19 protein-coding genes are annotated in these 20,246 nt (G+C 72.7%); 11 read left to right on the forward strand and 8 right to left on the reverse strand.

The window, feature by feature from the left end; translation table 11 throughout:
• Positions 1–125: 125 nt before the first annotated feature.
• From BM287_RS10920 to BM287_RS10930, 3 genes are all read left to right on the forward strand, one after another.
• Entirely contained in the window at positions 126–1,511 is a 1,386-nt protein-coding gene (locus BM287_RS10920) for an L-serine ammonia-lyase (protein WP_090039370.1), read from the forward strand.
• Positions 1,512–2,529: 1,018 nt separating this feature from the next.
• Positions 2,530–3,468: a sulfurtransferase gene (locus tag BM287_RS10925; RefSeq protein ID WP_090039373.1), complete on the forward strand. Its 939-nt coding sequence runs from the start codon at positions 2,530–2,532 to the stop codon at positions 3,466–3,468.
• A 51-nt stretch (positions 3,469–3,519) separates the two neighbouring features.
• A complete protein-coding gene (locus BM287_RS10930) occupies positions 3,520–4,008 on the forward strand; it encodes a glutathione peroxidase (RefSeq protein ID WP_090039375.1) in 489 nt (162 codons plus the stop codon).
• A 63-nt stretch (positions 4,009–4,071) separates the two neighbouring features.
• Here BM287_RS10930 and BM287_RS10935 read toward each other — a convergent pair whose 3' ends face one another.
• Positions 4,072–4,362 (reverse strand): hypothetical protein, encoded by a 291-nt coding sequence (locus BM287_RS10935; RefSeq protein WP_090039378.1) that lies wholly within the window; start codon positions 4,360–4,362, stop codon positions 4,072–4,074.
• 97 nt (positions 4,363–4,459) lie between these two features.
• On the opposite strand from BM287_RS10935, the gene BM287_RS10940 reads away from it, so the two are divergent.
• Complete coding sequence (locus BM287_RS10940) at positions 4,460–4,906, forward strand: TraR/DksA family transcriptional regulator (RefSeq protein ID WP_244528164.1); 447 nt, start codon at positions 4,460–4,462, stop codon at positions 4,904–4,906.
• Positions 4,907–5,053: 147 nt separating this feature from the next.
• On the opposite strand, the gene BM287_RS10945 is transcribed toward BM287_RS10940, so the two are convergent.
• Complete coding sequence (locus BM287_RS10945; RefSeq protein ID WP_090039384.1) at positions 5,054–7,981, reverse strand: helix-turn-helix transcriptional regulator; 2,928 nt, start codon at positions 7,979–7,981, stop codon at positions 5,054–5,056.
• An 85-nt stretch (positions 7,982–8,066) separates the two neighbouring features.
• Positions 8,067–8,318 (reverse strand): hypothetical protein, encoded by a 252-nt coding sequence (locus BM287_RS10950; protein WP_090039387.1) that lies wholly within the window; start codon positions 8,316–8,318, stop codon positions 8,067–8,069.
• Between the two features lie 167 nt (positions 8,319–8,485).
• On the opposite strand from BM287_RS10950, the gene BM287_RS10955 reads away from it, so the two are divergent.
• Both BM287_RS10955 and BM287_RS10960 read left to right on the forward strand, forming a co-directional pair.
• Complete coding sequence (locus BM287_RS10955; RefSeq protein WP_090039389.1) at positions 8,486–9,088, forward strand: NADPH-dependent FMN reductase; 603 nt, start codon at positions 8,486–8,488, stop codon at positions 9,086–9,088.
• Positions 9,085–9,507: a WapI family immunity protein gene (locus tag BM287_RS10960; protein ID WP_090039392.1), complete on the forward strand. Its 423-nt coding sequence runs from the start codon at positions 9,085–9,087 to the stop codon at positions 9,505–9,507. Before BM287_RS10955 ends, BM287_RS10960 begins: the two co-directional genes overlap by 4 nt.
• A gap of 75 nt (positions 9,508–9,582) precedes the next feature.
• On the opposite strand, the gene BM287_RS10965 is transcribed toward BM287_RS10960, so the two are convergent.
• Positions 9,583–10,614: an aldo/keto reductase gene (locus BM287_RS10965; RefSeq protein ID WP_090039394.1), complete on the reverse strand. Its 1,032-nt coding sequence runs from the start codon at positions 10,612–10,614 to the stop codon at positions 9,583–9,585.
• Positions 10,615–10,661: 47 nt separating this feature from the next.
• Between BM287_RS10965 and BM287_RS10970 the strand changes: the two genes are divergently transcribed.
• Positions 10,662–11,180, forward strand: a complete 519-nt coding sequence (locus BM287_RS10970; RefSeq protein ID WP_090039397.1) for a metallophosphoesterase family protein — start codon at positions 10,662–10,664, stop codon at positions 11,178–11,180.
• A 111-nt stretch (positions 11,181–11,291) separates the two neighbouring features.
• On the opposite strand, the gene BM287_RS10975 is transcribed toward BM287_RS10970, so the two are convergent.
• The gene (locus tag BM287_RS10975; RefSeq protein WP_090039502.1) at positions 11,292–12,899 is read right to left on the reverse strand and encodes a DUF7059 domain-containing protein; all 1,608 of its coding nucleotides are present in this window, start codon (positions 12,897–12,899) and stop codon (positions 11,292–11,294) included.
• A gap of 412 nt (positions 12,900–13,311) precedes the next feature.
• Between BM287_RS10975 and BM287_RS10980 the strand changes: the two genes are divergently transcribed.
• The 4 genes from BM287_RS10980 (at position 13,312) to BM287_RS10995 (ending at position 15,704) form a co-directional block, all read left to right on the forward strand.
• A complete protein-coding gene (locus tag BM287_RS10980; RefSeq protein ID WP_090039504.1) occupies positions 13,312–13,587 on the forward strand; it encodes an acylphosphatase in 276 nt (91 codons plus the stop codon).
• Positions 13,588–13,713: 126 nt separating this feature from the next.
• The gene (locus BM287_RS10985; RefSeq protein ID WP_090039400.1) at positions 13,714–14,607 is read left to right on the forward strand and encodes an aminodeoxychorismate lyase; all 894 of its coding nucleotides are present in this window, start codon (positions 13,714–13,716) and stop codon (positions 14,605–14,607) included.
• Positions 14,608–14,734: 127 nt separating this feature from the next.
• Positions 14,735–15,070 (forward strand): hypothetical protein, encoded by a 336-nt coding sequence (locus BM287_RS10990; RefSeq protein WP_090039402.1) that lies wholly within the window; start codon positions 14,735–14,737, stop codon positions 15,068–15,070.
• Positions 15,071–15,083: 13 nt separating this feature from the next.
• Positions 15,084–15,704, forward strand: coding sequence for a dihydrofolate reductase family protein (locus tag BM287_RS10995; protein WP_090039406.1), 621 nt, complete (start codon positions 15,084–15,086; stop codon positions 15,702–15,704).
• A gap of 334 nt (positions 15,705–16,038) precedes the next feature.
• Here the strand turns inward: BM287_RS10995 and BM287_RS11000 are convergent, their stop codons facing one another.
• The 3 genes from BM287_RS11000 to BM287_RS11010 form a co-directional block, all read right to left on the reverse strand.
• Positions 16,039–17,904: a thioredoxin domain-containing protein gene (locus BM287_RS11000; RefSeq protein WP_090039410.1), complete on the reverse strand. Its 1,866-nt coding sequence runs from the start codon at positions 17,902–17,904 to the stop codon at positions 16,039–16,041.
• A gap of 261 nt (positions 17,905–18,165) precedes the next feature.
• Entirely contained in the window at positions 18,166–18,576 is a 411-nt protein-coding gene (locus tag BM287_RS11005) for a hypothetical protein (RefSeq protein WP_090039412.1), read from the reverse strand.
• A 9-nt stretch (positions 18,577–18,585) separates the two neighbouring features.
• Complete coding sequence (locus BM287_RS11010) at positions 18,586–20,160, reverse strand: long-chain-fatty-acid--CoA ligase (protein WP_090039414.1); 1,575 nt, start codon at positions 20,158–20,160, stop codon at positions 18,586–18,588.
• Positions 20,161–20,246 lie beyond the last annotated feature (86 nt).

The raw sequence follows: 20,246 nt of genomic DNA on the forward strand, positions 1-20,246 counted from the left end.
CCTGCGGAGGGATGCGGCGGCCGCTTCACGCGTGCGGCGCCTTGGGGCTCGCTGCTGCAGGATCGCTGCGCGAATGTGCGGGCCCACGCGGAAATCCTGCGCTGGAACCGACATACACTGGAGAAGTGACAGCGTACGTCTCGGCCTTCGACCTGTTCTCGATCGGCATCGGCCCCTCGAGCTCGCACACCGTCGGCCCCCTCCGCGCGGCGGCCGCGTTCGCTGCACGCCTCGACGCGGACGGGATGCTCGACCGCGTCGACCAGGTCACCTGCACGCTCTACGGATCCCTCGGATCGACTGGGATCGGCCACGGCACCCCGGACGCCGTCATCGCGGGCCTGGCCGGCCTGCAGCCGGAGACCTGCCGCCCCGACGACGTGCACGGCGCCTGGTCGCAGCTGCAACCGGGCGCGTCCCTGCTGCTCGCGGGGCGGCGCAGCATCCCGCTCTCGAAGGACGACATCGCGTTCGAGCCGCGGACGCGCCTGCCGGGCCACCCGAACGCGCTCACGTTGCGGGCGTGGGGCCGGGATGCCGCGGGCGAGCGGTCGCCGCTGCCGCTGCTCGAGGAGACGTACTACTCGATCGGTGGCGGGTTCATCCGGCGCGACGGCGAGGAGGCCGAGCTGGCGGCGCGCAACGCGCATCCACTCCCCTACGACAGCTCGGAGGAGCTGCTCGCCATCTGCGACCGGGACGGCATCCCGATCTGCGAGGTCGCCCGGCGCAACGAGGTCGCACTCCACGGCGAGCAGGCCACGCGGGAACGGCTCGACCTGATCTGGGAGGCGATGGCCGAGTGCGTCGCGCGCGGCCTCGCCGGCGACGGGACCCTCCCCGGCGGCCTGGGCGTGCGGCGGCGGGCGGCCGCGATGCGGGAGCACCTGGAGTCCGTGCAGGACGATCCGGGACGCGCCACCTCGCTGGAGTGGCTGCACGCGTTCGCGCTCGCGGTCAACGAGGAGAACGCGTCCGGCGGTCGCGTCGTGACGGCGCCGACGAACGGCGCCGCGGGAATCGTCCCCGCCGTGGCGCACTACTACCTGCGGTTCGTGCCCGGCTCATCCCTCGAGGGAATCCGGCAGTACCTGCTGACGGCGACCGCGATCGGCTCGCTGTTCAAGGCGAACGCCTCCATCTCGGGAGCCGAGGGAGGCTGCCAGGCGGAGGTCGGCTCGGCGTGCGCGATGGCCGCCGGGGCGCTCTGCGCGGTGCTCGGCGGCACGCCCCGCCAGGTGGAGAACGCAGCGGAGATCGCGATGGAGCACCACCTCGGGCTCACCTGCGACCCGGTCGGAGGCCTGGTCCAGATCCCGTGCATCGAACGGAATGCGATCGCCTCGTCCACCGCGGTCTCCGCCGCGCGCCTCGCGTTGCACGGCGACGGCCGGCACCTCGTGTCGCTGGACACGGTCATCGAGACGATGCGGCAGACGGGGCTCGACATGTCCACGAAGTACAAGGAGACGAGCGAGGGCGGCCTCGCGGTCAACGTCATCGAGTGCTGAGCGGTCCGTTTGCGCGCGCTTCGTTCCGGCGCATGCGCGCGTGCCGCCTCCCTCCCGCCGAAGTGCTCGTTGTTGCACACGCGTACGGCGTGTCGCCTGCAACAACGAGCACCTCGCGGGGAGGCGCGGCTGCCGGGGCGGCGCGGCGTCTGCCGGGGGCGGCTCGGCGGCGCGGCTCGGCGGCGCGGCTCGGCGGCGCGGCTCGGCGGCGCGCCGCCGCACTGGTGGGCTCCGCAGGGGTGGGCGTTCTCGCGCCGCGCACGGCGTGAGCCCGTTCCCTCCCGCCGAAGTGCTCGTTGTTGCACACGCGTACGGCGTGTCGCCTGCAACAACGAGCACCTCGCGGATGGATGCGCGCCCGCGGCATGGTGGGCTCCACAGGGGTGCACGTTCTTGCGCCGCGCACGGCGTGAGCCCGTTCCCTCCCGCCGAAGTGCTCGTTGTTGCACACGCGTACGGCGTGTCGCCTGCAACAACGAGCACCTCGCGGATGGGGCTGGTGCGGGTGGGGCGAGGTGCGGGTGGGCCGAGGCGGCGCGGCGGCGCGGCGGCGCGGCGGCGCGCTCGGCTGGGATGCACATTCTTGCGTCGCGCACGGCGTGAGCCCGTCCCCTCCCGCCGAAGTGCTCGTTGTTGCACACGCGTACGGCGTGTCGCCTGCAACAACGAGCACTTCGCGGGGATGCGCGCGGCCGCCGGGGCGGCGTCGGCCCGCCGGCGGCGGCGCGGCGCCGCACCGGTGGGCTCCGCAGGGGTGCACGTTCTCGCGCCGCGTGCGGTGTGAGCCGGTTCCCTCCCCCGAAGTGCTCGTTGTTGCACACGCGCACGGCGTGTCGCCTGCAACAACGAGCACTTCGGGGATTGGGCTGCCGCAGGAGAGGCGAGGTGCGGGAGAGGCGAGGTGCGGATGGGCGAGGTGCGGGAGGGGGTGGGGATGGGCGGGGGCGGGATGCGCGTCGCGTTACGGCGCGTTGCGGGATGCGTTTCCCGCGTCGGTGGTCGCCGTTAGCGTGAGCGGGTGACCACGACCGACCACGCCTCCAGCCTTTCGTCCGACTCCTCCGCCGTCCCCGCCGCACCTGCGGCGCTGGCCGCCGCCCTCGACGGGCCGCTGGTCTCGACGCAATGGCTCGCCGACCACCTCGGCGCCGAGGGGCTGGTCGTCCTCGACGCGACCGTCGTCCCGGCGCAGGGTGCGGACGGACGGCCCGTCTACCGGACCGGACTCGACCGGTTCACCGAGGAGGGACACCTCCCCGGTTCCGTCTTCGCCGACCTGCTGGAGTCCTTCAGCGATCCGGCCGCCCGGTTCCCTTTCACCCGGCCGGATGCCGACGCGTTCGCGGCGGCCGCAGCATCGGTCGGCGTCTCGGCGGAGACGACCGTCGTCGTGTACGACGCGGCGGTCGGGCAGTGGGCCTCGCGCCTGTGGTATCTGTTCCGGGCCTTCGGGCACGACCGCGTCGCGGTGCTCGACGGGGGCGCCGTGAAATGGACCGCCGAGGGCCGGCCTCTGGATCGCGGGCACTCCGGCGTGGTCACCGCAGCCGGCGATCGCTCGGCGGTTCCGCTGACGGCGGTCGAGCGCGACGGATTCTGGGCCGGCACCGCCGATGTCGCGGCCATCGTCGACGGCTCTCGCACCGGCACGCTGGTGTGCGGGACGCCGCCCCGCGACTTCGCCGCCCGCCACATCCCGGGCAGCGTCAGCGCACCTGCGGTGCGGCTGGTGGATCGTGAGAGCAACGCCGTTCTTCCGGTGGATGCGCTGCGCACGATCTTCGCGGACGTCCTGAGCGCGCCCGGCCCCATCGTCTCCTACTGCGGTGCGGGGATCGCCGCGGCCGCCGACGCCCTCGCACTGGCTGTGCTCGGCCGCACGGACGTGCTCCTGTACGACGGGTCGCTGAGCGAGTGGACGGCCGATCCCGACGCACCGCTCGCCTCCGCCGCGTAACGTCCGGGGAACTCCGAGCCGGTTCGAAGCGAACGACCATACGCTTCCCTCATGACCGTCATGGATATCCCGTTCCACACCATCGACGGCGACGAGACCGCCCTGTCCGCGTATGCAGGCAATGTGATCCTCGTCGTCAACGTCGCCTCCCGCTGCGGGCTCGCGCCGCAGTACGAGAAGCTCGAGAAGTTGCAGGAGACGTACGGCGACCGTGGCTTCACGGTGGTCGGGTTCCCGAGCAACCAGTTCCTGCAGGAGCTGAGCTCGACCGATGCGATCAAGGAGTACTGCTCGATGACCTGGGGAGTGACGTTCCCGATCATGGAGAAGGTGCGCCTGAACGGCCGCAATGCCCACCCGATCTACCAGGAGCTGACGAAGACCGCGGACGCCGAAGGCAAGGCGGGCCGCGTCAAGTGGAACTTCGAGAAGTTCGTCATCACGCCGGAGGGTGCGGTGCACCGCTTCCGCCCGCAGACGGAACCCGACGATCCGGCGATCGTCGGCCTCATCGAGGCGTCGCTGCCCGCTTCGGTGTGACGCGAGGGGATGTGAGCCGCGGAGGCGCCGACCCGCGGAGCCGGATCGAGGCGCGAGCAGCTCTCACGCGCGACGGAACCAGCGTCCGCCCACGCGCTCGGTGAGCCTCCAGGAGCCGACGTCGGCGATCGCGCGGAGTCCGGCGACCGTGTGCTCCGCGACGCGGAGGGCCGATTGCACCGTGTCCTCGGTGAAGCGGACGGTGATCCGCGCCTCCCCGGCCACCACATCCACGCTCGAAGCTTCCACGACGGCGAGCTCGCGGGCCGCCGTCGCCGCGGCGGGCTCGACGGTTCGGGGATCCACACCCGGGCGGAGACGGCCGACGGCGACGATCACGCGGAAGGAGGGCACCGGCTGAGCCTACGCGAGTCGGACCTGCGGAATCCGTCCGCGAGGCGTACCCTGACTCGATCAGAGGCACGATCGGGGGATCGGAAGGGGTAGGCGCGTGCAGGATGCCCAGATGGAGGAGCGGATGCGGCCGGATGAGCCGCAGACCGAGGAGCTGACGGTCGTGAGGGACGTGGAAGTCCTCACCCCGGACGAGCGCCTCGAGCTGGAAAGGCTGCTGCGACAACGGCGAGACGACGATGTCGCCGAGGCGCAGCATTTGGCGGAGTCGCTGGGGCTGCTGCTCGCTTCGCGGTCCGAGTCCACTGCTGACGACGAACACGATCCGGAGGGACCGACGCTCTCGTCCGAGTGGAGCCGGCTGCATGCTCTGCGGTCGGACGCCGCCCACGACATCGCCGCCGTGGATGCCGCTCTCGAACGCCTGCGCCTGGACACCTATGGCACCTGCTCGCACTGCGGCGAGCCGATCGGCGTCGACCGCTTGCGGGCGCGGCCGACGGCCGAGCTCTGCATCCGGTGCGCGGTCGCCGTCGAGAGCTGACCGGCACCGCTGCTCGCCCATCCGGCCTCGCGCCGAGTTCACGCAGCACGCAGTCGCACGGCCATCGCCGGCGGCGTTCCGTGTCAACTGGATGCGCGGCGCAGCGCAGCGGAGCAGGTCGCCCAAGCGGGAAGGCACGCGGCCGGGTCAGGGGACGGGTCGCGACGCCAAGTAGACGGCCTCCGTGCGGCTCGAAGCGCCGACCTTGCGGAGGATGCTCGAGACGTGCACGCTCGCGGTCTTCGCGCTGATGTAGAGGCGCTCGCCGATCTGCTTGTTGCTGAGGCCCTGCTCGATGAGCGCGAGCACCTGTTCCTCGCGCTCGGTCAGCGGCTGTCCGTGCCCGTTCGCCGCCGACGAGGGCCGACCCGCCGGCTGGGCGGCGAGCGCGTCGGCGGTCACGACGAGTTGCCGGATGCCGCTGCGCTCGGCCAGCTCGCGCCCCTGGGCGACGAGAGACTCGGCCCGCGACCGCTCGCCCGCGACCAGCGCGATGCGCGCCGAGCGCAGGAGGACGTAGGGCAGCAGATGAACGGGCGCCAGCGGACCTGCCGCAGCCTCCGTCGCCGTCGCCCAGGCTGTCGCGGCGAGCGCGAACCGCTCGCCGCGGTCCGCCTCAGCGCACACCGCCGCCCGGGCGGTCGCCAGCTCCGCCTCGACCAGCGGCGCCCAGGCGGAGGCCGTCGGCCAGCCGCGGCTCCCGTCGAGCACCTCCTCGAGCCGCTCGACCTCGCCCAGCACGTCGAGCCCCGACCCGCGGTCGCCGCGCAGGGCCAGCTCGGCCAGAGCGCGCGCCGCCGCCGCCAGCACCGGGATGTCGGACCCGGGCATCCGGCGGAAGGGTGCCGCGCCGACGCCGCGCGTCTCCGCCCACGCCCGGTCGAAGTCGCCGAGCGCGATGGCGACCTCGGCCGAGATACGGGCAAGCGCCAGTCGCGTCTGCTGCTCCAGCTCGGCGAGGGCCAGCAGCGGTGTGCGCAGCCTCCGCAGCAGGGCATCCGCGCGTTCGGGCTCGCCGTGCCAGATCCACAGCCGGGCACGCTGCAACTGGGCGGTGACGCCGGCCCGATCGTCGAAGCCGAGGGCGATGCGCAGCATCTCTTCTGCACGCTCGTACTCGCCGAGGGCGATCAGCGGCTCGGCGGTGTTGGCGGCGAGCCAGACGCCCGTCGTGCGCTCCACTCCGCGCTCCCGCGCCCGTGCCACGCCGGACTCGGCGAAGCGGAACGCCTCGGCGTACTGACCGACCGAGTTGAGCGCATCCGACATGTTCACCGCGTAGCGCAGCATCGCACCCGCGTCGCCGGCGGCGAGCTCACCGGCGATCTCGAACTCCGCGAAGCCCTCGTCGATGTGTCCGGATGCCACCAGCGACGATGCGAGGATGTTGTGCGCGATCGAGCGCAGGCCGGCTGAGGCCTCCTCCGCCTCGGCGATCGCCGCACTCGCCGTCTCGATGGCCGCCTCGAACGACCCCTGCAGCATCCGCTGGGCCGCGAGCTCGGTCAGCAGGTGTGCGCGGAGGAAGTCGGTGGGGGGCAGCGACCCGGGCGGCACCAGGGTCAGCGCCTCTTCGAAGAGTTCGGCGGTGCCCGGCCGGTTGAGGTTCGCGATGTACTGCCCTTTGTCCCGCAGCAGCCGCGCCAGGCGGGCCGGCTCGAGGGCGGGCTCCCGGTCCTCCGCCTCGGCGAGGGCCACTTCGACCAGGGCGAGGGCGCGCTCGCTGTTGCCGGCGTTCCGCAGCGCCGAGGCGGTGAACGCCAGAACGGCGACACGGTCGCGTCCGCTCAGCTCCTCGGCGTCGGGGATGCGATCCCACAGCTCCAGGACGCGGTCGCCCATCGCCGCGGCCGTCGCGTAGGCGTAGGAGCGCTTCGCCTCATCCATCGCCTCGAGGGAGGCGAGGAACGCGCGGCGGATGTCGTGCGCCGCCAGCCAGTGCGCCGACAGCTGGACGGCCGAGCGCTGCGTGCTCGCCTCGAGCGCCTCCGCGTAGCGGGCATGGAAGCGCGTGCGCTCCCCCGGCAGCAGATCGGCGTGGATCGCTTCGCGCACCAGGGCGTGGCGGAACGAGTACTCCGTGGAGTCGGCGGTGAGCAGGTTCGCCGTGACGGCTTCGCGCGCTGCCGCATCCAGTTCGTCCGGCGACCCGTCGAACACGCCGGCGAGCAGTTCGTGCGTCACGCAGACTCCGCCGGCTGCGAGCACGCGCAACAGGCGCTGCGCCGGCTCGCTCAGCCATTCGAAGCGCGTCAGCACCAGCTCGCGGAGGGTCTCGGGCAGGTCGTCGCCCGAGCGGAGCCCGTCGATCCCGACCAGCTCCTCGACGAAGAACGGAACGCCCTCGCTCAGCTCTGCCACGCGCTGCAGCGACGCGGCGTCGGGCGTGCGGCCAAGCAGTTCCTCCACCAGCTCCGCGACCTGCTCGAGGCCGAGGCGGGCCAGCTCCCACCGGGTCACCCGGCGCGTCCGGTCGAGCTCGGGAAGCCAGGAGCGCAGGATGTGCCCGCGCGGAACCTCCTCGCTCCGGTAGGTGAGCAGCACCAGGATGCGGCCGCCCTCGGACATCCGCACGATGAAGCGAAGCAGTTCGAGCGTGGAGCGATCGGCCCACTGCAGGTCTTCGATGCCGAGGATCACCGGTCGTTCCACCGAGATCTTCTCCAGCAGCACGGTGACCAGTTCATACAACCGCTCTGCGCCGGTCCGCGGCGGCAGCGCCGACTCGTCGGCCAGCTCCGGAAGCAGCGCCGAGAGCACTCCGGCTCCCGAGCCGGCCGCCTCCAGCACCCGCTCGAGCCCGACCGTCTGGATGAGACGCCGCAGCACGGCCGCGAAGGGCGCGTACGGCGCGCCCTCATCTCCCAGATCGACGCACCGGCCGAGCAGGACCATCGCCGACGGCTCCCGCTCGGCGAGGAACTCCTCCAGCAGCCGGGACTTCCCGATGCCGGCCTCTCCCCCGATCACGACCGTGCGCGGCTCACCGGCGGCCGCCGCACGCAACTCGTCGCGCAGCGCCGCCAGGTCGGGCTCCCGCCCGACCAGAGTGTGGCTCGACGCCGATGATCGCATGGCCTCATCGTGCCACGAGCCACCGACATCCGGTGCCCCCGGATGGACCGCTTCGCCGACGGCAGACACGCCGCCGGCGGAGCCGTCATCGGCCGGCGTGGGCCAGCTCCCGCTCCTGCGACGCGGACGCCTCGGACCCGGGCGTCACCGCCTCACCGTTCGGGGTGTGCGCCTCAACCGTGCCCGCCCCGGACGCCGCCGGCCGCAGCGCGCGCCCGGCCGACCGCAGCCAGCGGCCGTGCTCCCGCACCTGCCGCGCCTGCTCGCGCTCCCGCTCCTGGCGCTCGGCCTCCGCGGCCCACATCCGCGTGTTCGCGAACTCGTCGATCAGCATCATCCTGCTCCCCTTCATCCTCGCCTGCGGCTCTCGCGCCGCTTTCGGCGATGACCTCAGCCTGCTCGCTAAGGCCCCCTCCGGACATCGGGAAGATGCCCTATTCCCGCCCCGCCGCGGGCCTGCGCGAGGGCATGAGGGGCTTCACTCCTCCCTAGGCCTGGGGCAGCATGGCACTCATGGCGACGATCAACGAACTCCAGCCTCCGTACCGCGTCGGCTACGTCGTGGGGAGCCTCTCCGCGAAGTCCGTGAACCGCATCCTTTCGAGAGCCCTGCTGCGGCTGGCACCCGCCGATCTCCAGTTCACCGAGATCCCGATCGGCGGGTTGCCGCTCTACAACCGGGACTTCGACAGCGACTACCCGCCCGAGGCCCGCGAGTTCAAAGCCCTGATCGCTGAGCAGGATGCGCTGCTCTTCATCACGCCGGAATACAACCGGGGCATCCCGGGTGCGCTGAAGAACGCGATCGACTGGGCGAGCCGTCCGTATGGCGAGAACGTGATCGCGCGCAAGGCGACCGCCGTGATCGGGGCCTCCACGGGCCAGATCGGGACGGCCGTCGCGCAGCAGCAGCTGCGCAGCGTCCTCGGCTTCCTGCAGGCGCCGCAGATGAACGCGCCGGAGGCTTACATCTGGATGCGCCCCGGGCTGATCCAGGAGGACGGCACGGTCACCGAGGCCGGGACGGAAGACTTCCTCCGCGGTTTCATGAATGCCTTCTTCGAGTACATCGAGCGCGTGCTCACCGTGGTGCCGAGCGCACCGTGAGGCTGCAGGACGAGGGAGGCGAGCGCAGCATCGAGCTGCGCCCGACCGCCCTTCAGCCGGACGACGACCGGGTGCTCGCCGAGGTCGCCGTGGACGACGGCGCCCGCCGCTGGTCGCTCACGGACTCCCCGTGCCTCACCCGGGACGAAGCACGGGACCTGGCCGCATGGCTGGCCGGAATCGCGGAGGATGCGACGGCGGCCGCCGATGAGTGGACCTCCCTGACGTTCTCGTCGAACGTGCTCTCGATGAGCGGCCACCGCATCCCGGGCGGCACCGTGGAGCTGCGGATCGCGGTGCTCAGGATGCGCGCCTCCGACGACCGGACGGCCGACGTCGTCGTCGGCCTGCGCACCCCGCAGGCCGCGGTCAGCGCCGCCGCCCGCGACCTCCTCGCCGGCCTCGACGCCCTCCGCTGACGCGCTCGCGAGGCGCGCTCGCGATGCGCGCTCGCGAGGCGCGCTCGCGAGGCGCGCAGACAGCACGCAGCGCGGTCAGCGACCGCCCTCGGGCTTGCGGTGACGCTGCTGGACGGCCTGCTGTCCGTAGGGGTAGACCTCCGTGCGCGGGGTGCTCGCCGCATCCAGCCGGGAGCGCTGCTCGTCGGTCAGCTCCAGGCCGGCGGCACCGAGATCGTCCTCCAGCTGCTCGACCGTGCGGGCGCCCAGGATGACGGAGGTCACCGCCGGGCGGTCGCTCAGCCACGCCAGCGAGACCTGCGACGCCGATGCGCCCGTCTCGCGCGCCACCGCATCCACGGCGTCGATGATCTCCCACGTGTGCGGGTCCGCGTTCCGCGCCTCCCACGCCTCCATGCCGCGGGCCGGGTTCTCGCCGAGGCGCGTGGCGCCCGTCGGCGGTTCGTCGCGGCGGTACTTCCCGCTCAGCCAGCCGCCCGCGAGCGGCGACCAGGGCAGCAGGCCGACGCCCGCATCCAGAGCCGCCGGCACCACCTCGTGCTCGATGCCGCGCACGATGAGGCTGTACTGCGGCTGCAGCGTGACCGGGGGCGCCCAGCCGTTGGCGCGGGCGACGTGCACGGCCTTGGTGAGCTGCCAGCCGAGGTAGTTCGAGAAGCCGTAGTACGAGATCTTGCCCGCGGTGACGGCGTCGTCGAGGAACCGCAGCGTCTCCTCGATCGGCGTCAGCGCATCCCAGGCGTGCAGCTGGTAGAGGTCGATGTGCTCGACGCCGAGGCGACGGAGGGAGGCGTCGAGCGCGTTCCGCAGGTGCGTGCGGGAGAGTCCGAGGTCGTTCGGCCCGGCTCCCATCGGGAAGCGGCCCTTCGTCGCGATCACGATGCCATCGCGGCGGCCGTGGTGCCGGCCCAGCCAGCGGCCGATGATCGACTCCGACGCGCCCGACGAGTACACGTCGGCGGTGTCGATGAAGTTGCCGCCGGCGTCGAGGTACCGCTCCAGGATGGCGTGCGAGGTGCGCTCGTCGGCCTCCGCTCCGAAGGTCATGGTGCCGAGGGCGAACTCCGACACGATCGTTCCGCTGTTTCCGAGGTTGCGTGGGTCCATACTGCGAAACTAGCCCCGTTCCGCAGGCGTGCGTATCGTGAGCGGACGTGAGGCTCCTCCTGATCTCCGACACCCACATCCCGAAGCGCGCCCGATCGCTGCCCGCCCCGGTGCTGGACGAAGTGGATGCGGCCGACGTCGTCATCCACGCCGGCGACTGGGTGGATGCGGCGACTCTCGACCTTCTGGAGCAGCGGTCGCGCCGCCTGGTCGGCGTCTACGGCAACAACGACGGGCCGGAGCTGCGCCGGCGGCTGCCGGAGGTGGCGGAGACCACGCTCGAGGGGGTCCGGTTCGCAGTCGTGCACGAGACCGGGCCGGCGACCGGCCGCGAACTGCGGTGCGAGCGGGACTTCCCGGAGGCGGACGTGCTCGTCTTCGGGCACTCGCACATTCCGTGGGACACGGTGAGCCCGCGCGGCCTGCGCCTGCTGAACCCCGGCTCGCCCACGGACCGGCGGCGCCAGCCGGAGTGCACGTATCTGCGGGTCGAAGTGGTGGATGGGCGGCTCGCCGCGGTGACGCTCGTTCCCGTCGACCGGGCGGCGGGGGCGGCGCCCGGCTGACGCGTCAGGCGTGCGGCGGTGGCGACGCCCGGCTGACGCGTCAGGCGTGCGGCGGGAGCGGTGCCCGGCTGACGCGTCGGCGTCCGGCGGGGGCGGTGCCCGGTTGACGCGTCAGGCGCGCAGGAAGCCGTCCACGAGGAGGCCGCGGACGGCGGGGAGCAGTTCGCTGCGCAGGGCGTCCTCATCCACTTCGAGCAGCTGCGCGAGTGCCGCGACGATGGCGCCGACGGACAGTTCGCCGTCGCAGGCTCCGACGAGGGCGGCGAGCCCCGTGCCCGCCGAGACGACGCGCCCGAAGGCGCCGCCCTGACGCAGCAGGATCGCAGTCGGCGAGTCCGCGCCCGGCCACAGGTGCCGCTCCTCGGTCACGTCGCCCGCGAGGACGGGCCGCAACCGGGCGAGGGCGTCGTCGTCGAGAGCGGCCTGCAGGTCGTGCGCCACGAGCGCCTCACCCAGGTGCACGCCGAGGCCGGCCTCGTTCGCGCCGACGGGCCCGTGCAGGCGCTCGAACCTGCGCAGCGTCGGCACCGCATCCATCCATCCGGCCGGGCCGCCGTCCGGGGCCCGGTCCGGGCCACTGTCCGCGTCCCGACCGGGCACCGCATCCACCCGCCGCAGCAGCAGGTAGCCGAAGCCGACCGAGCGGACGTCGCGGCCCTCGAAGTCCTCCAGCCAGGCCCCGAGCAGACGGTCGAACGCGGGCGTGCCCGGGCGGGTGCCGCCGTCGCGGATCCAGGTCTCGGCGTACCGGACGGCATCCTCCACGTCCCGCTCGATCACCCAGGCGTCGAGCGGGACGATGGAGGCATCCACCCACTCCCGGACGCGCGCCAGCCCGTCGCCCGCGCAGCGGTACTCCCAGTTGCCGAGCAGCTGGGCGACGCCGCCCGGAGCCAGGTGGGTGCCGCATCCACTCACGAACGAGGCGACCAGGCCGTCGCCGACCATCCCTCCGTCGCGGTACTCGTAGGCGGGGACGCCCTCCACGCGCGGGGTGATGACGAACGGCGGGTTGGACACGATGTGGTCGAACCGCTCCCCGGCGACGGGCTCGAACATGCTCCCGAGACGCAGCTCCACGCCGTCGATCTCGTTGAGTGCCAGGTTCAGCGCGGCGAGGCGCAGCGCCCGCGGCGAGATGTCGGTGGCGACGACCCGGCGCGCGTGCCGGGCGGCGTGCATGGCCTGGATGCCGCATCCCGTCCCCAGATCGAGGACGCTCTCGACAGGATCCTGCAGCATGAGCCCGCTGAGGGTGAGGGAGGCGCCGCCGACGCCGAGCACGTGATCCTCGGGGAGGGGTCCGCCGAGGACGAGCTCGCCGAGGTCGGAGACGATCCACCACTCGGCGGGACCGGCCGCATCCACGAACGCGTACGGGCGCAGGTCGACGGCCGCGGAGATCGTGCCGGACGCGTCGTCCAGGGTGACGAGCCCCAGCGCGACCGCTCCCTCGACGCCGAGAGCCGGCAGTGCGGCCGCGGCCGCGTCCGCGGCGACCGGCAGGCCGAGCACGAACAGGCGGGCCAGCGTCGCGAGGGCGGACGGCTCGCGCCGGGCCAGCGCCCGCTCGGCCGGGACGCGCTGCCCCCGGTGCAGCGCCTCGGCGGCCTCCTCGCCCCACAGCCGCATCAGCGCGTCGACGGACAGGCCCGCCGCGAGCAGGTCGGAGCGGAGATCCGGGATGCGGTCGGCGGCGGGAGGAGCGGAGTCGGTCATCCCTCCATTGAAACCCATGCGCGGCGGCGGCGCGGCCGCGGCGCCGCCGGTCGCGGCGCCGCCGGTCGCGGCGCCGCCGGTCGCGGCGCCGCCGGTCGCGGCGCCGGCCGCGACTGCGCCCTCCCGGAACGACTGCGCCCCGGCGAGCACGCGCACACGTTCCGAACCGCAGCAATCGCCGCCGCGCCAGGCCGCGACTGCCCGTGCCCGGAATGTCTGCGCCGAGGGCGCGTCGCCGGCCGCAGCGCCGGCGGTGACTGCGCCCTCCCGGAACGACTACGCCCCGGCGAGCACGCGCAGACGTTCCGAACCGCAGCAGTCGCCCCGGCACCCGGCCCCCGGCGTGCGGCGCGCGGCGCCGGCGCGGCGCGGCCCCGACCGCCTCAGGCGTGCGTGGGGGCACAATGGGGCTGTGATCCGGAGGAGAGCGATCGTGACCGGCGGCGTGCAGGGCGTCGGGTTCCGCTGGGGCGCGCGCGAGGCGGCTCACCGGCTCGGCGTGCGCGGCTGGGCGCGTAACCGGAGCGACGGCAGCGTCGAGGCCGAGCTCGAGGGCGAGCCGGAGCAGGTCGACCGGATGCTGGACTGGTTGCGCCGCGGACCCCCGGGCGCCGCCGTCGACGCCGTCGCCGTCTCCGACCTGCCGCCCGAGGGCGACGACGCCTTCCGTATCCGCGAAACCGCCTGACGCGCCCCGCCCCCCCACCATCGAGTACGCACAGACTGCACGCGAATCGCCCCGCAAGCGTGCAGTCTGTGCGTACTCGATGGTGGGGGGTGAGCCGGGCGGGATGCGCGCGGCAGAATGGGACGCATGACGCGCGCGACTCTCCTCACCATCACCACACCGTCCGGGATGCCGGAGTCCGGCGATCCCGGATATGTGGTGGCCGACTTCGACGCGCCGCAGGTGCGGATCACCGACCTGGCGGTCACGCGCGGCGACGGCGTCTTCGAGACGGTCGCCGTCATCCACGGCCATCCGCAGGCGCTGGAGCCGCACCTGGCGCGGCTCGCCCACTCCGCCGCCCTGCTCGACCTGCCGGTCCCCGCCCTCGACGTGTGGCGGGAGGCGGTGCGCGCGGGCGTCGCGGACTACCAGACCCGCAACGGCGGCGGCGACGCCGAGCTGTTCGCCAAGCTGATCTACACGCGCGGTGTGGAGGGTTCGGGATTCCCGAGCGGATGGCTGTTCGTCGACCAGGGCGAGGACTTCTCGCTGGCACGCCGCGGCATCCGGGTCGTCACGCTGGACCGGGGCTACCGCCACGACGTCGCCGCGACCTCGCCGTGGCTGCTGGCCGGTGCCAAGACGCTGTCCTACGCCATCAACCGGGCGGCGCAGCGCGAGGCCGTCCGCCGCGGCGCCGACGACGTGCTGTTCGTCAGCAGCGACGGCTTCGCCCTCGAGGGGCCGACCTCGAACGTGGTGACGCTGACCGACGGCGTCGTCCGGACCCCGAACACCGACCAGGGCATCCTCGCCGGGACCACCCAGGCCGCCGTGTTCGCGTTCTTCGAGCAGCGCGGCCTCCGTACCGAGTTCGCAGCGCTGACTCTCGAGGATGTCGTGGCCGCCGACGCGCTCTGGCTCGTCTCCAGCGTCCGGCAGGCGGCACCGGTCACGCACCTCGACGGGCGGGAGTACCCGGTGGATGCGGCGCTCACCGCAGACCTGAACGCCTACCTGCTCGCTCGGACCGAGTAGGCAGACACCTCGTTTCACCCCGATTGGCGACCGTCGGCAGCACCCCCTAGGCTGAATCCACCGCGCGGGCGAAGGAGCCGCGCACAGGGCGCTGGGGCGTCCACGACCCCGGGGAAGGGAGGGCGAGATGACCGAGCACGTGCCGCGGAGCATCGAGCTGCTCCGCCAGCAGGCGCGCGACGAGCTGTCGGCCATCATCGAACACCGCTGCCGCGCCGGCGAGGACCCGTGGCACTTCATCCCGGAGCTCCCCAGCGTCGACGAGCAGGTCGTGATCGGTCTCCGCGCCGTCGCGATCGAGGCGTTCGACCTCGAAGAGGAGCGGTCGCGGGCGCACCATCCCTCGGCCGGCCGCGAGGTGTTCACGCGGTTCGAGTACGGCGTGCTGCGGCGGATCGCCCTCGAGCATCCCGAACTCAGCGAAGCGGTCTGGGGGATGCTCGACAAGGTGGAGCGGGCCTGACTAGCCTTCCCTCATGGGAATCGTGACGGCGGACATCGCCATCTCGCTCGACGGCTTCGCCGCCGGTCCGAACCAGTCGCTGGAGAAGCCGATGGGCGAGGGCGTCGACCAGCGGCTGCACACCTGGATGTTCGAGCACGCCGACGCGCACACCGCCGAGATCGACGCGATCACCCAGGCCGGCGCCTACGTCATGGGCCGGAACATGTTCGGCCCGGTCCGCCACGACTGGCCCGGCCCGGACGAGGCATTGGGCGACTGGATCGGCTGGTGGGGCGACGAACCGCCGTACCATGCGCCCGTCTTCGTGCTGACCCATTACGCCCGGGAGCCGCTGGAGCTGACCGGGACCACGTTCAGGTTCGTGACCGAGGGCATCCACTCGGCAGTGGAGCAGGCCCGCGCGGCCGCCGGGGACGCCGATGTGGCGATCGCGGGCGGTCCGGAGACGCTCAACCAGGCGCTCTGGGCGGGGATCGTCGACGAACTGCGGCTGCACATCGTCCCCCTCACGCTCGGCGCCGGTGAGCGCGTATTCGACCGCGTCCCGCCCCTCAGCCTGGAACTGCTCCGGGAGCGGGTCACCCCCGAGGTCGCCCACCTCACCTACCGGGTTCTGCGTCCGAAGCCGTGACGAATCCCGTTCGACGCCGGACCCGGGTGCACATTCGTCACGAATACCGCCTCCAGCTGCGCCTGAAAGCACATTCGTCACGAATGCCGCCCTCAGCTGCGCCTGAATGCACATTCGTCACGAATACCGCCCCCGCCTACGCCTAAGTGCACATTCGTCACGAATACCGCCCTCAGCCGCGCCTAAGTGCACATTCGTCACGAATACCGCCCCCAGCCGCGCCTGAATGCACATTCGTCACGAATGCCGCCCCGACCCCCAGCTGACGCCGCGCGCCGCCGCGCGAAGCCGGGCGCCGCCGCGCCACGCCGCGCGCCGCCGCGCGCGGACGGACTCAGGAGCTGCCGGACTCGAGCGCGGCGGGGTCGGTGACGGGGAGGCGGCAGACGAAGTCGCGGCAGAGGTACGCGGTCGGCAGTCCGTCGCGCGAGGTGCGGCCCGCGAACAGCTCGAAGCCGTCCTCGGCGAGCGCCGCCGCATCCTCCTCCGTGACGAGCGCCACGAGCGGCGCGGGATGCCGGCGGGCGGCACGCAGGAGCCCGACGGCACCTGCGCCGACGCTCGCCGGGCGCACCACCACGAGCTGCTCCGCCTCGCCGGCGAGCCGCGACATCAGGGCGAGGGACGCGCCGAACGCGCTGGGCGACTGCGTCGCCTGCCCGGCGACCAGCCGCATCCCCTCCCGGGCCGCGCGCTCGTACCTTCGCTCGCCGGTCATCAGGTACAGCGTGTGCGCTGCGGTCGCCGTCGCACTCAGCCCCGAGGGATAGGCGCCCTCGCTGGGATCGACCCGCACCGCCAGGCCCGTCGCGGCGAGCACCGGGTCGCCCCCGCCCGGCGCGTCGAACGGGCAGGAACCCTCGCCCGCCGCATCCAGGCACAGGTCCACCAGGTCGCGGGCGGCCACCGCATAGCCCGGCCCGCCGCCGGCCAGGGCCAGCTCGAGCAGTCCTCCGGCCAGGCCGCCGTAGTCCTCCAGGGTCGCCGCTGCCGCGCTCACCCGGCCCGCGAGCGACGCCCGCACCAGCATCCCGTCGGCGCGACGGTGCCGGGCCAGCAGGACGTCCGCCGCCTCGGCCGCCGCCGCGATCCAGGCCGGACGGTCCAGGATGCGTCCCGCGCGGGCCAGCGCGCCGATCGCGAAGCCGTTCCAGCCGGTCAGCACCTTGGCATCCACGGGCGGGGGCTCCAGAGCGACCCGCTGCGATGCCGGCTGCCGGTAGTAGGCGCCCTCGACGCGGGCGCCGTCGATGATGCTCTCCGAATCCTGAGCGGAGGCGAACCCGCCGGACGGCTGCCGCAGGACGCCGAGCAGGAACCCGGCGATGCCGTCGGCCGTTCGCTCCGCCCACCCGTCGCCGCCCTGCTGCCGCGCGACCGCGTACGCGTCGAGGAGCAGCGCGTTGTCGTAGAGCATCCGCTCGTAGTGGGGATCGCTCCAGTCACGGCGGGTGGCGTAGCGGAAGAACCCGCCGTCGACCGGGTCGCGCAGCGGGGAGCCGGCCATCCGCTCGAGGGTGCGGAGCGCGAGCTCCCGCCCGGCTGGGCGCGTGAGGAGGAAGCCGAGCACCGGCGCGACCGGGAACTTCGGCGCGGTGCCGAAGCCGCCGTACAGGCCGTCCTCGGCCTGCGCGAGACGTTCGACCGCGCCGTCGAGCGCGTGGCCGCCGGGCAGCTCGGCGACCGCGGTGGCCGAGCGGGCGGCGGCGGCCATCGCCTCGCCCACGCGGGCCGCATCCGACTCGACGTTCGCCCGCCGGTTCTCCCAGGCGTCCCAGACGGCATCGAGCACCTGCCGGAACGACGCCCGGTCGCCGACCGGCTCCGGCGGGAAGTACGTTCCGGCGAAGAACGCCGTGCCCGACGGTGTGGCGAAGACCGTCAGCGGCCAGCCCAGGTTGTCGGTGAAGGCGCTGGCCGCGGCGAGGTACGCCGCATCCACTTCGGGATGCTCCTCCCGGTCGACCTTGATCGCGACGAATCGCGCATTCAGCTCGGCGGCGGTGGTGGAGTCGCTGAAGCTCTCGCGCGCCATGACGTGACACCAATGGCAGGTGGCGTACCCGATCGAGACCAGGACGGGGACGTCGCGCCGGCGCGCCTCGGCGAAGGCCTCCGCGCCCCACGGGAACCAGTCCACCGGGTTGTCCGCATGGCCGCGAAGATAGGGACTGATCGCATCCGCGAGCCGATTCGCCATGGCCTCACCCTACGACCGCCTTCGTCCGCCCGCCTCCCTCCCGCGAGGGTTCTGGCCCACCACGACTGCGGCGGTTCGTAACGTTTGCGGCTGTTCGCCGCACCGCATACGTTCCGAACCGCCGCAGACAGTCACGCAGAGCCCGCGGCACCCGGCTCAGCGGGCGCCAGCGCACGCAGACAGTCACGCAGAGCCCGCGGCACGCGGCTCAGCGGGCGCCAGCACGCGCGCGACAGTCACGCAGAGCGCGCAGCACGCGGCTCAGCCCGGCGCATCCATCCCGTGCAGCCGCACCGACGAGTGCAGGTAGAACAGGGCGAGCGCCCCGTACGTCAGGCAGGCCACCGACGGCACGAACGCGTCCTCCGGCTTGCTCGCGAGCGCACCGACGCAGGAGATGAACGCGCCGACGCCGAGCGCTCCGCCGATCCAATAGCCTGCGGCCGGCCTCGCGGTCGCCCGCCACCAGGGCCGCGGGTCGACCCGGTTCTCTCCTGCGCCCCGGAACGTGCGGACACCCACGAGCACGTACGCGATGTTGAGCAGGGCGACGATGACGAGGTCGAGGGTCGGGTTGACCAGGCGCGCGATGAGGAAGACGTTCAGCGCCAGGATGAGCGCGAAGACGCCGACGATGTAGCTGATCTTCCCCGCGATGGTCGTGATCCTCACGCAACGAGCTTAACGGGGACCGGCCACTCCCTCCCCTTCGAAGTGCGCCACCAGTTCGCGCTTCAGCACCTTGCCGCTCGGGCCGAGGGGCAGGGTCTCCAGGATCTCCACCCGCCGCGGGAACTTGTACGCCGCCACCCGCTCCTGCGCGAACGCGACCAGCTCCTCCGGCTCCGCCTCGCTGCCTGGCATGAGCGTGACCGCCGCCATGATCTCCTGCCCGTGCGTCTCGTGCGCTACGCCGAACACCGCCACCATCGCGACTGCGGGATGCGTCGACAGCACCTCCTCCACCTCACGCGGGTACACGTTGTAGCCGTTGCGGACGATCATGTCCTTCTTGCGGTCGACGATGGTGATGTAGTCGTCGTCGCTCTTGGTTCCGAGGTCGCCGGTGCGGAACCAGCCGTCGACCACCGCCTCCGCGTTCGCCTCCGGGAGGTTCAGGTACCCCTTCATCAGGTTGTGGCCGCGCACGACGATCTCGCCGAGCTCGCCACGCGGCAGGAGCTCGATCCGGTCGTCGAGCTCCGGGTCCGCGATCTCCACCTCCACGCCCCAGATCGGCGTCCCCACGGTCCCGACCCGCGTCGGCAGGCCGCGGTGGTTGAAGGACGCGACGGGCGAGGTCTCGGTGAGGCCGTATCCCTCGTGGACGTCGATGCCGTAGACCTCCTTCATCCGTTCGATCACCGCGACCGGGATGGCCGCGCCGCCGCTCATCCCGTAGCGCAGCGGCGGCCGGTCCGGATTGGATTTGGCCGCCTCCAGAAGCGCGATGTACATCGTCGGCACGCCCGTCATGATCGTGCAGGCATGCTCGTTGAGCAGCTGCAGCGCGGTCGCTCCGTCGAACTTCGGCACCAGCACCACGGCGGCGCCCGCGCGGAACCCCATGTTCATGACGCAGGTCTGGCCGAACGTGTGGAACAGCGGAAGGCAGCCCAGGATGCGGTCGGCGGGCGTGAGATCGAGCGTCCCCTGCAGCAGCACGTTCACCTGCTCGACCAGCGAGAAGTGGCATCCCTCCGCACCCTTCGGCTTGCCCGTGGTGCCGCTCGTGTACAGGATGGTCGCGGTGTCGAACGGGTCGCGCGGCACGTAGGTGCCGATCGCTTCCGCAGCGGCGGCCAGCTCTTCCAGGCGCGGGAAGGGAAGCTGCTCGACCAGTTCGTCCGGGACGAGCACGGAGATCGTCGGGATGCCGGCGAGCCCCGCACCCCGGGCGCCCTCGGCGAGCAGCGGAGCGGCGCAGATCAGCAGCTCGGATCCGGAGTCGCCGAGCACGTACGCGATCTCCTCCGCCTTCAGCAGCGCATGCACCGGCACCACCACGGCGCCGAGGGCGAGGACGGCGTAGTAGGCGCGCGGGAAGTCGGGGACGTTCGGCACCATCAGCGCGACCTTGTCGCCCGGTCCGACCCCGAGCTCGCGCAGCGCTCCGGCGTAGCGCCGGGTCTGCTCCCACAGTTCGTCGTAGCGGATCTCGCGGCCGGCGAAGATCAGCGCGACGTTGTCCGGCATGCGGCGGGCGGTCTCCGCCAGGATGCTCGCGACCGACATGGTCGCATAGCCGTGACTCATGGTTCTCCTCGTCTCCTTCGACGCCGAGCCGGCCGCGGATCGTGTCCGTATCCGGTTGAGGAGAACCTACGTCAGGCGGGGTCGCG

Origin of the sequence: Leifsonia sp. CL147, from assembly GCF_900114565.1 — a bacterium.
Lineage (GTDB): Bacteria > Actinomycetota > Actinomycetes > Actinomycetales > Microbacteriaceae > Leifsonia.

Bases quoted from the DNA above. Each gene is read 5' to 3' on its own strand.
- BM287_RS10930 (WP_090039375.1), top strand. From the start codon at position 3,520: ATGACCGTCATGGATATCCCGTTCCACACCATCGACGGCGACGAGACC.
- BM287_RS10945 (WP_090039384.1), bottom strand. From the start codon at position 7,981: ATGCGATCATCGGCGTCGAGCCACACTCTGGTCGGGCGGGAGCCCGAC.
- BM287_RS10950 (WP_090039387.1), bottom strand. From the start codon at position 8,318: ATGATGCTGATCGACGAGTTCGCGAACACGCGGATGTGGGCCGCGGAG.
- BM287_RS10955 (WP_090039389.1), top strand. From the start codon at position 8,486: ATGGCACTCATGGCGACGATCAACGAACTCCAGCCTCCGTACCGCGTC.
- BM287_RS10965 (WP_090039394.1), bottom strand. From the start codon at position 10,614: ATGGACCCACGCAACCTCGGAAACAGCGGAACGATCGTGTCGGAGTTC.
- BM287_RS10975 (WP_090039502.1), bottom strand. From the start codon at position 12,899: ATGACCGACTCCGCTCCTCCCGCCGCCGACCGCATCCCGGATCTCCGC.
- BM287_RS10985 (WP_090039400.1), top strand. From the start codon at position 13,714: ATGACGCGCGCGACTCTCCTCACCATCACCACACCGTCCGGGATGCCG.
- BM287_RS10990 (WP_090039402.1), top strand. From the start codon at position 14,735: ATGACCGAGCACGTGCCGCGGAGCATCGAGCTGCTCCGCCAGCAGGCG.
- BM287_RS10995 (WP_090039406.1), top strand. From the start codon at position 15,084: ATGGGAATCGTGACGGCGGACATCGCCATCTCGCTCGACGGCTTCGCC.
- BM287_RS11000 (WP_090039410.1), bottom strand. From the start codon at position 17,904: ATGGCGAATCGGCTCGCGGATGCGATCAGTCCCTATCTTCGCGGCCAT.
- BM287_RS11010 (WP_090039414.1), bottom strand. From the start codon at position 20,160: ATGAGTCACGGCTATGCGACCATGTCGGTCGCGAGCATCCTGGCGGAG.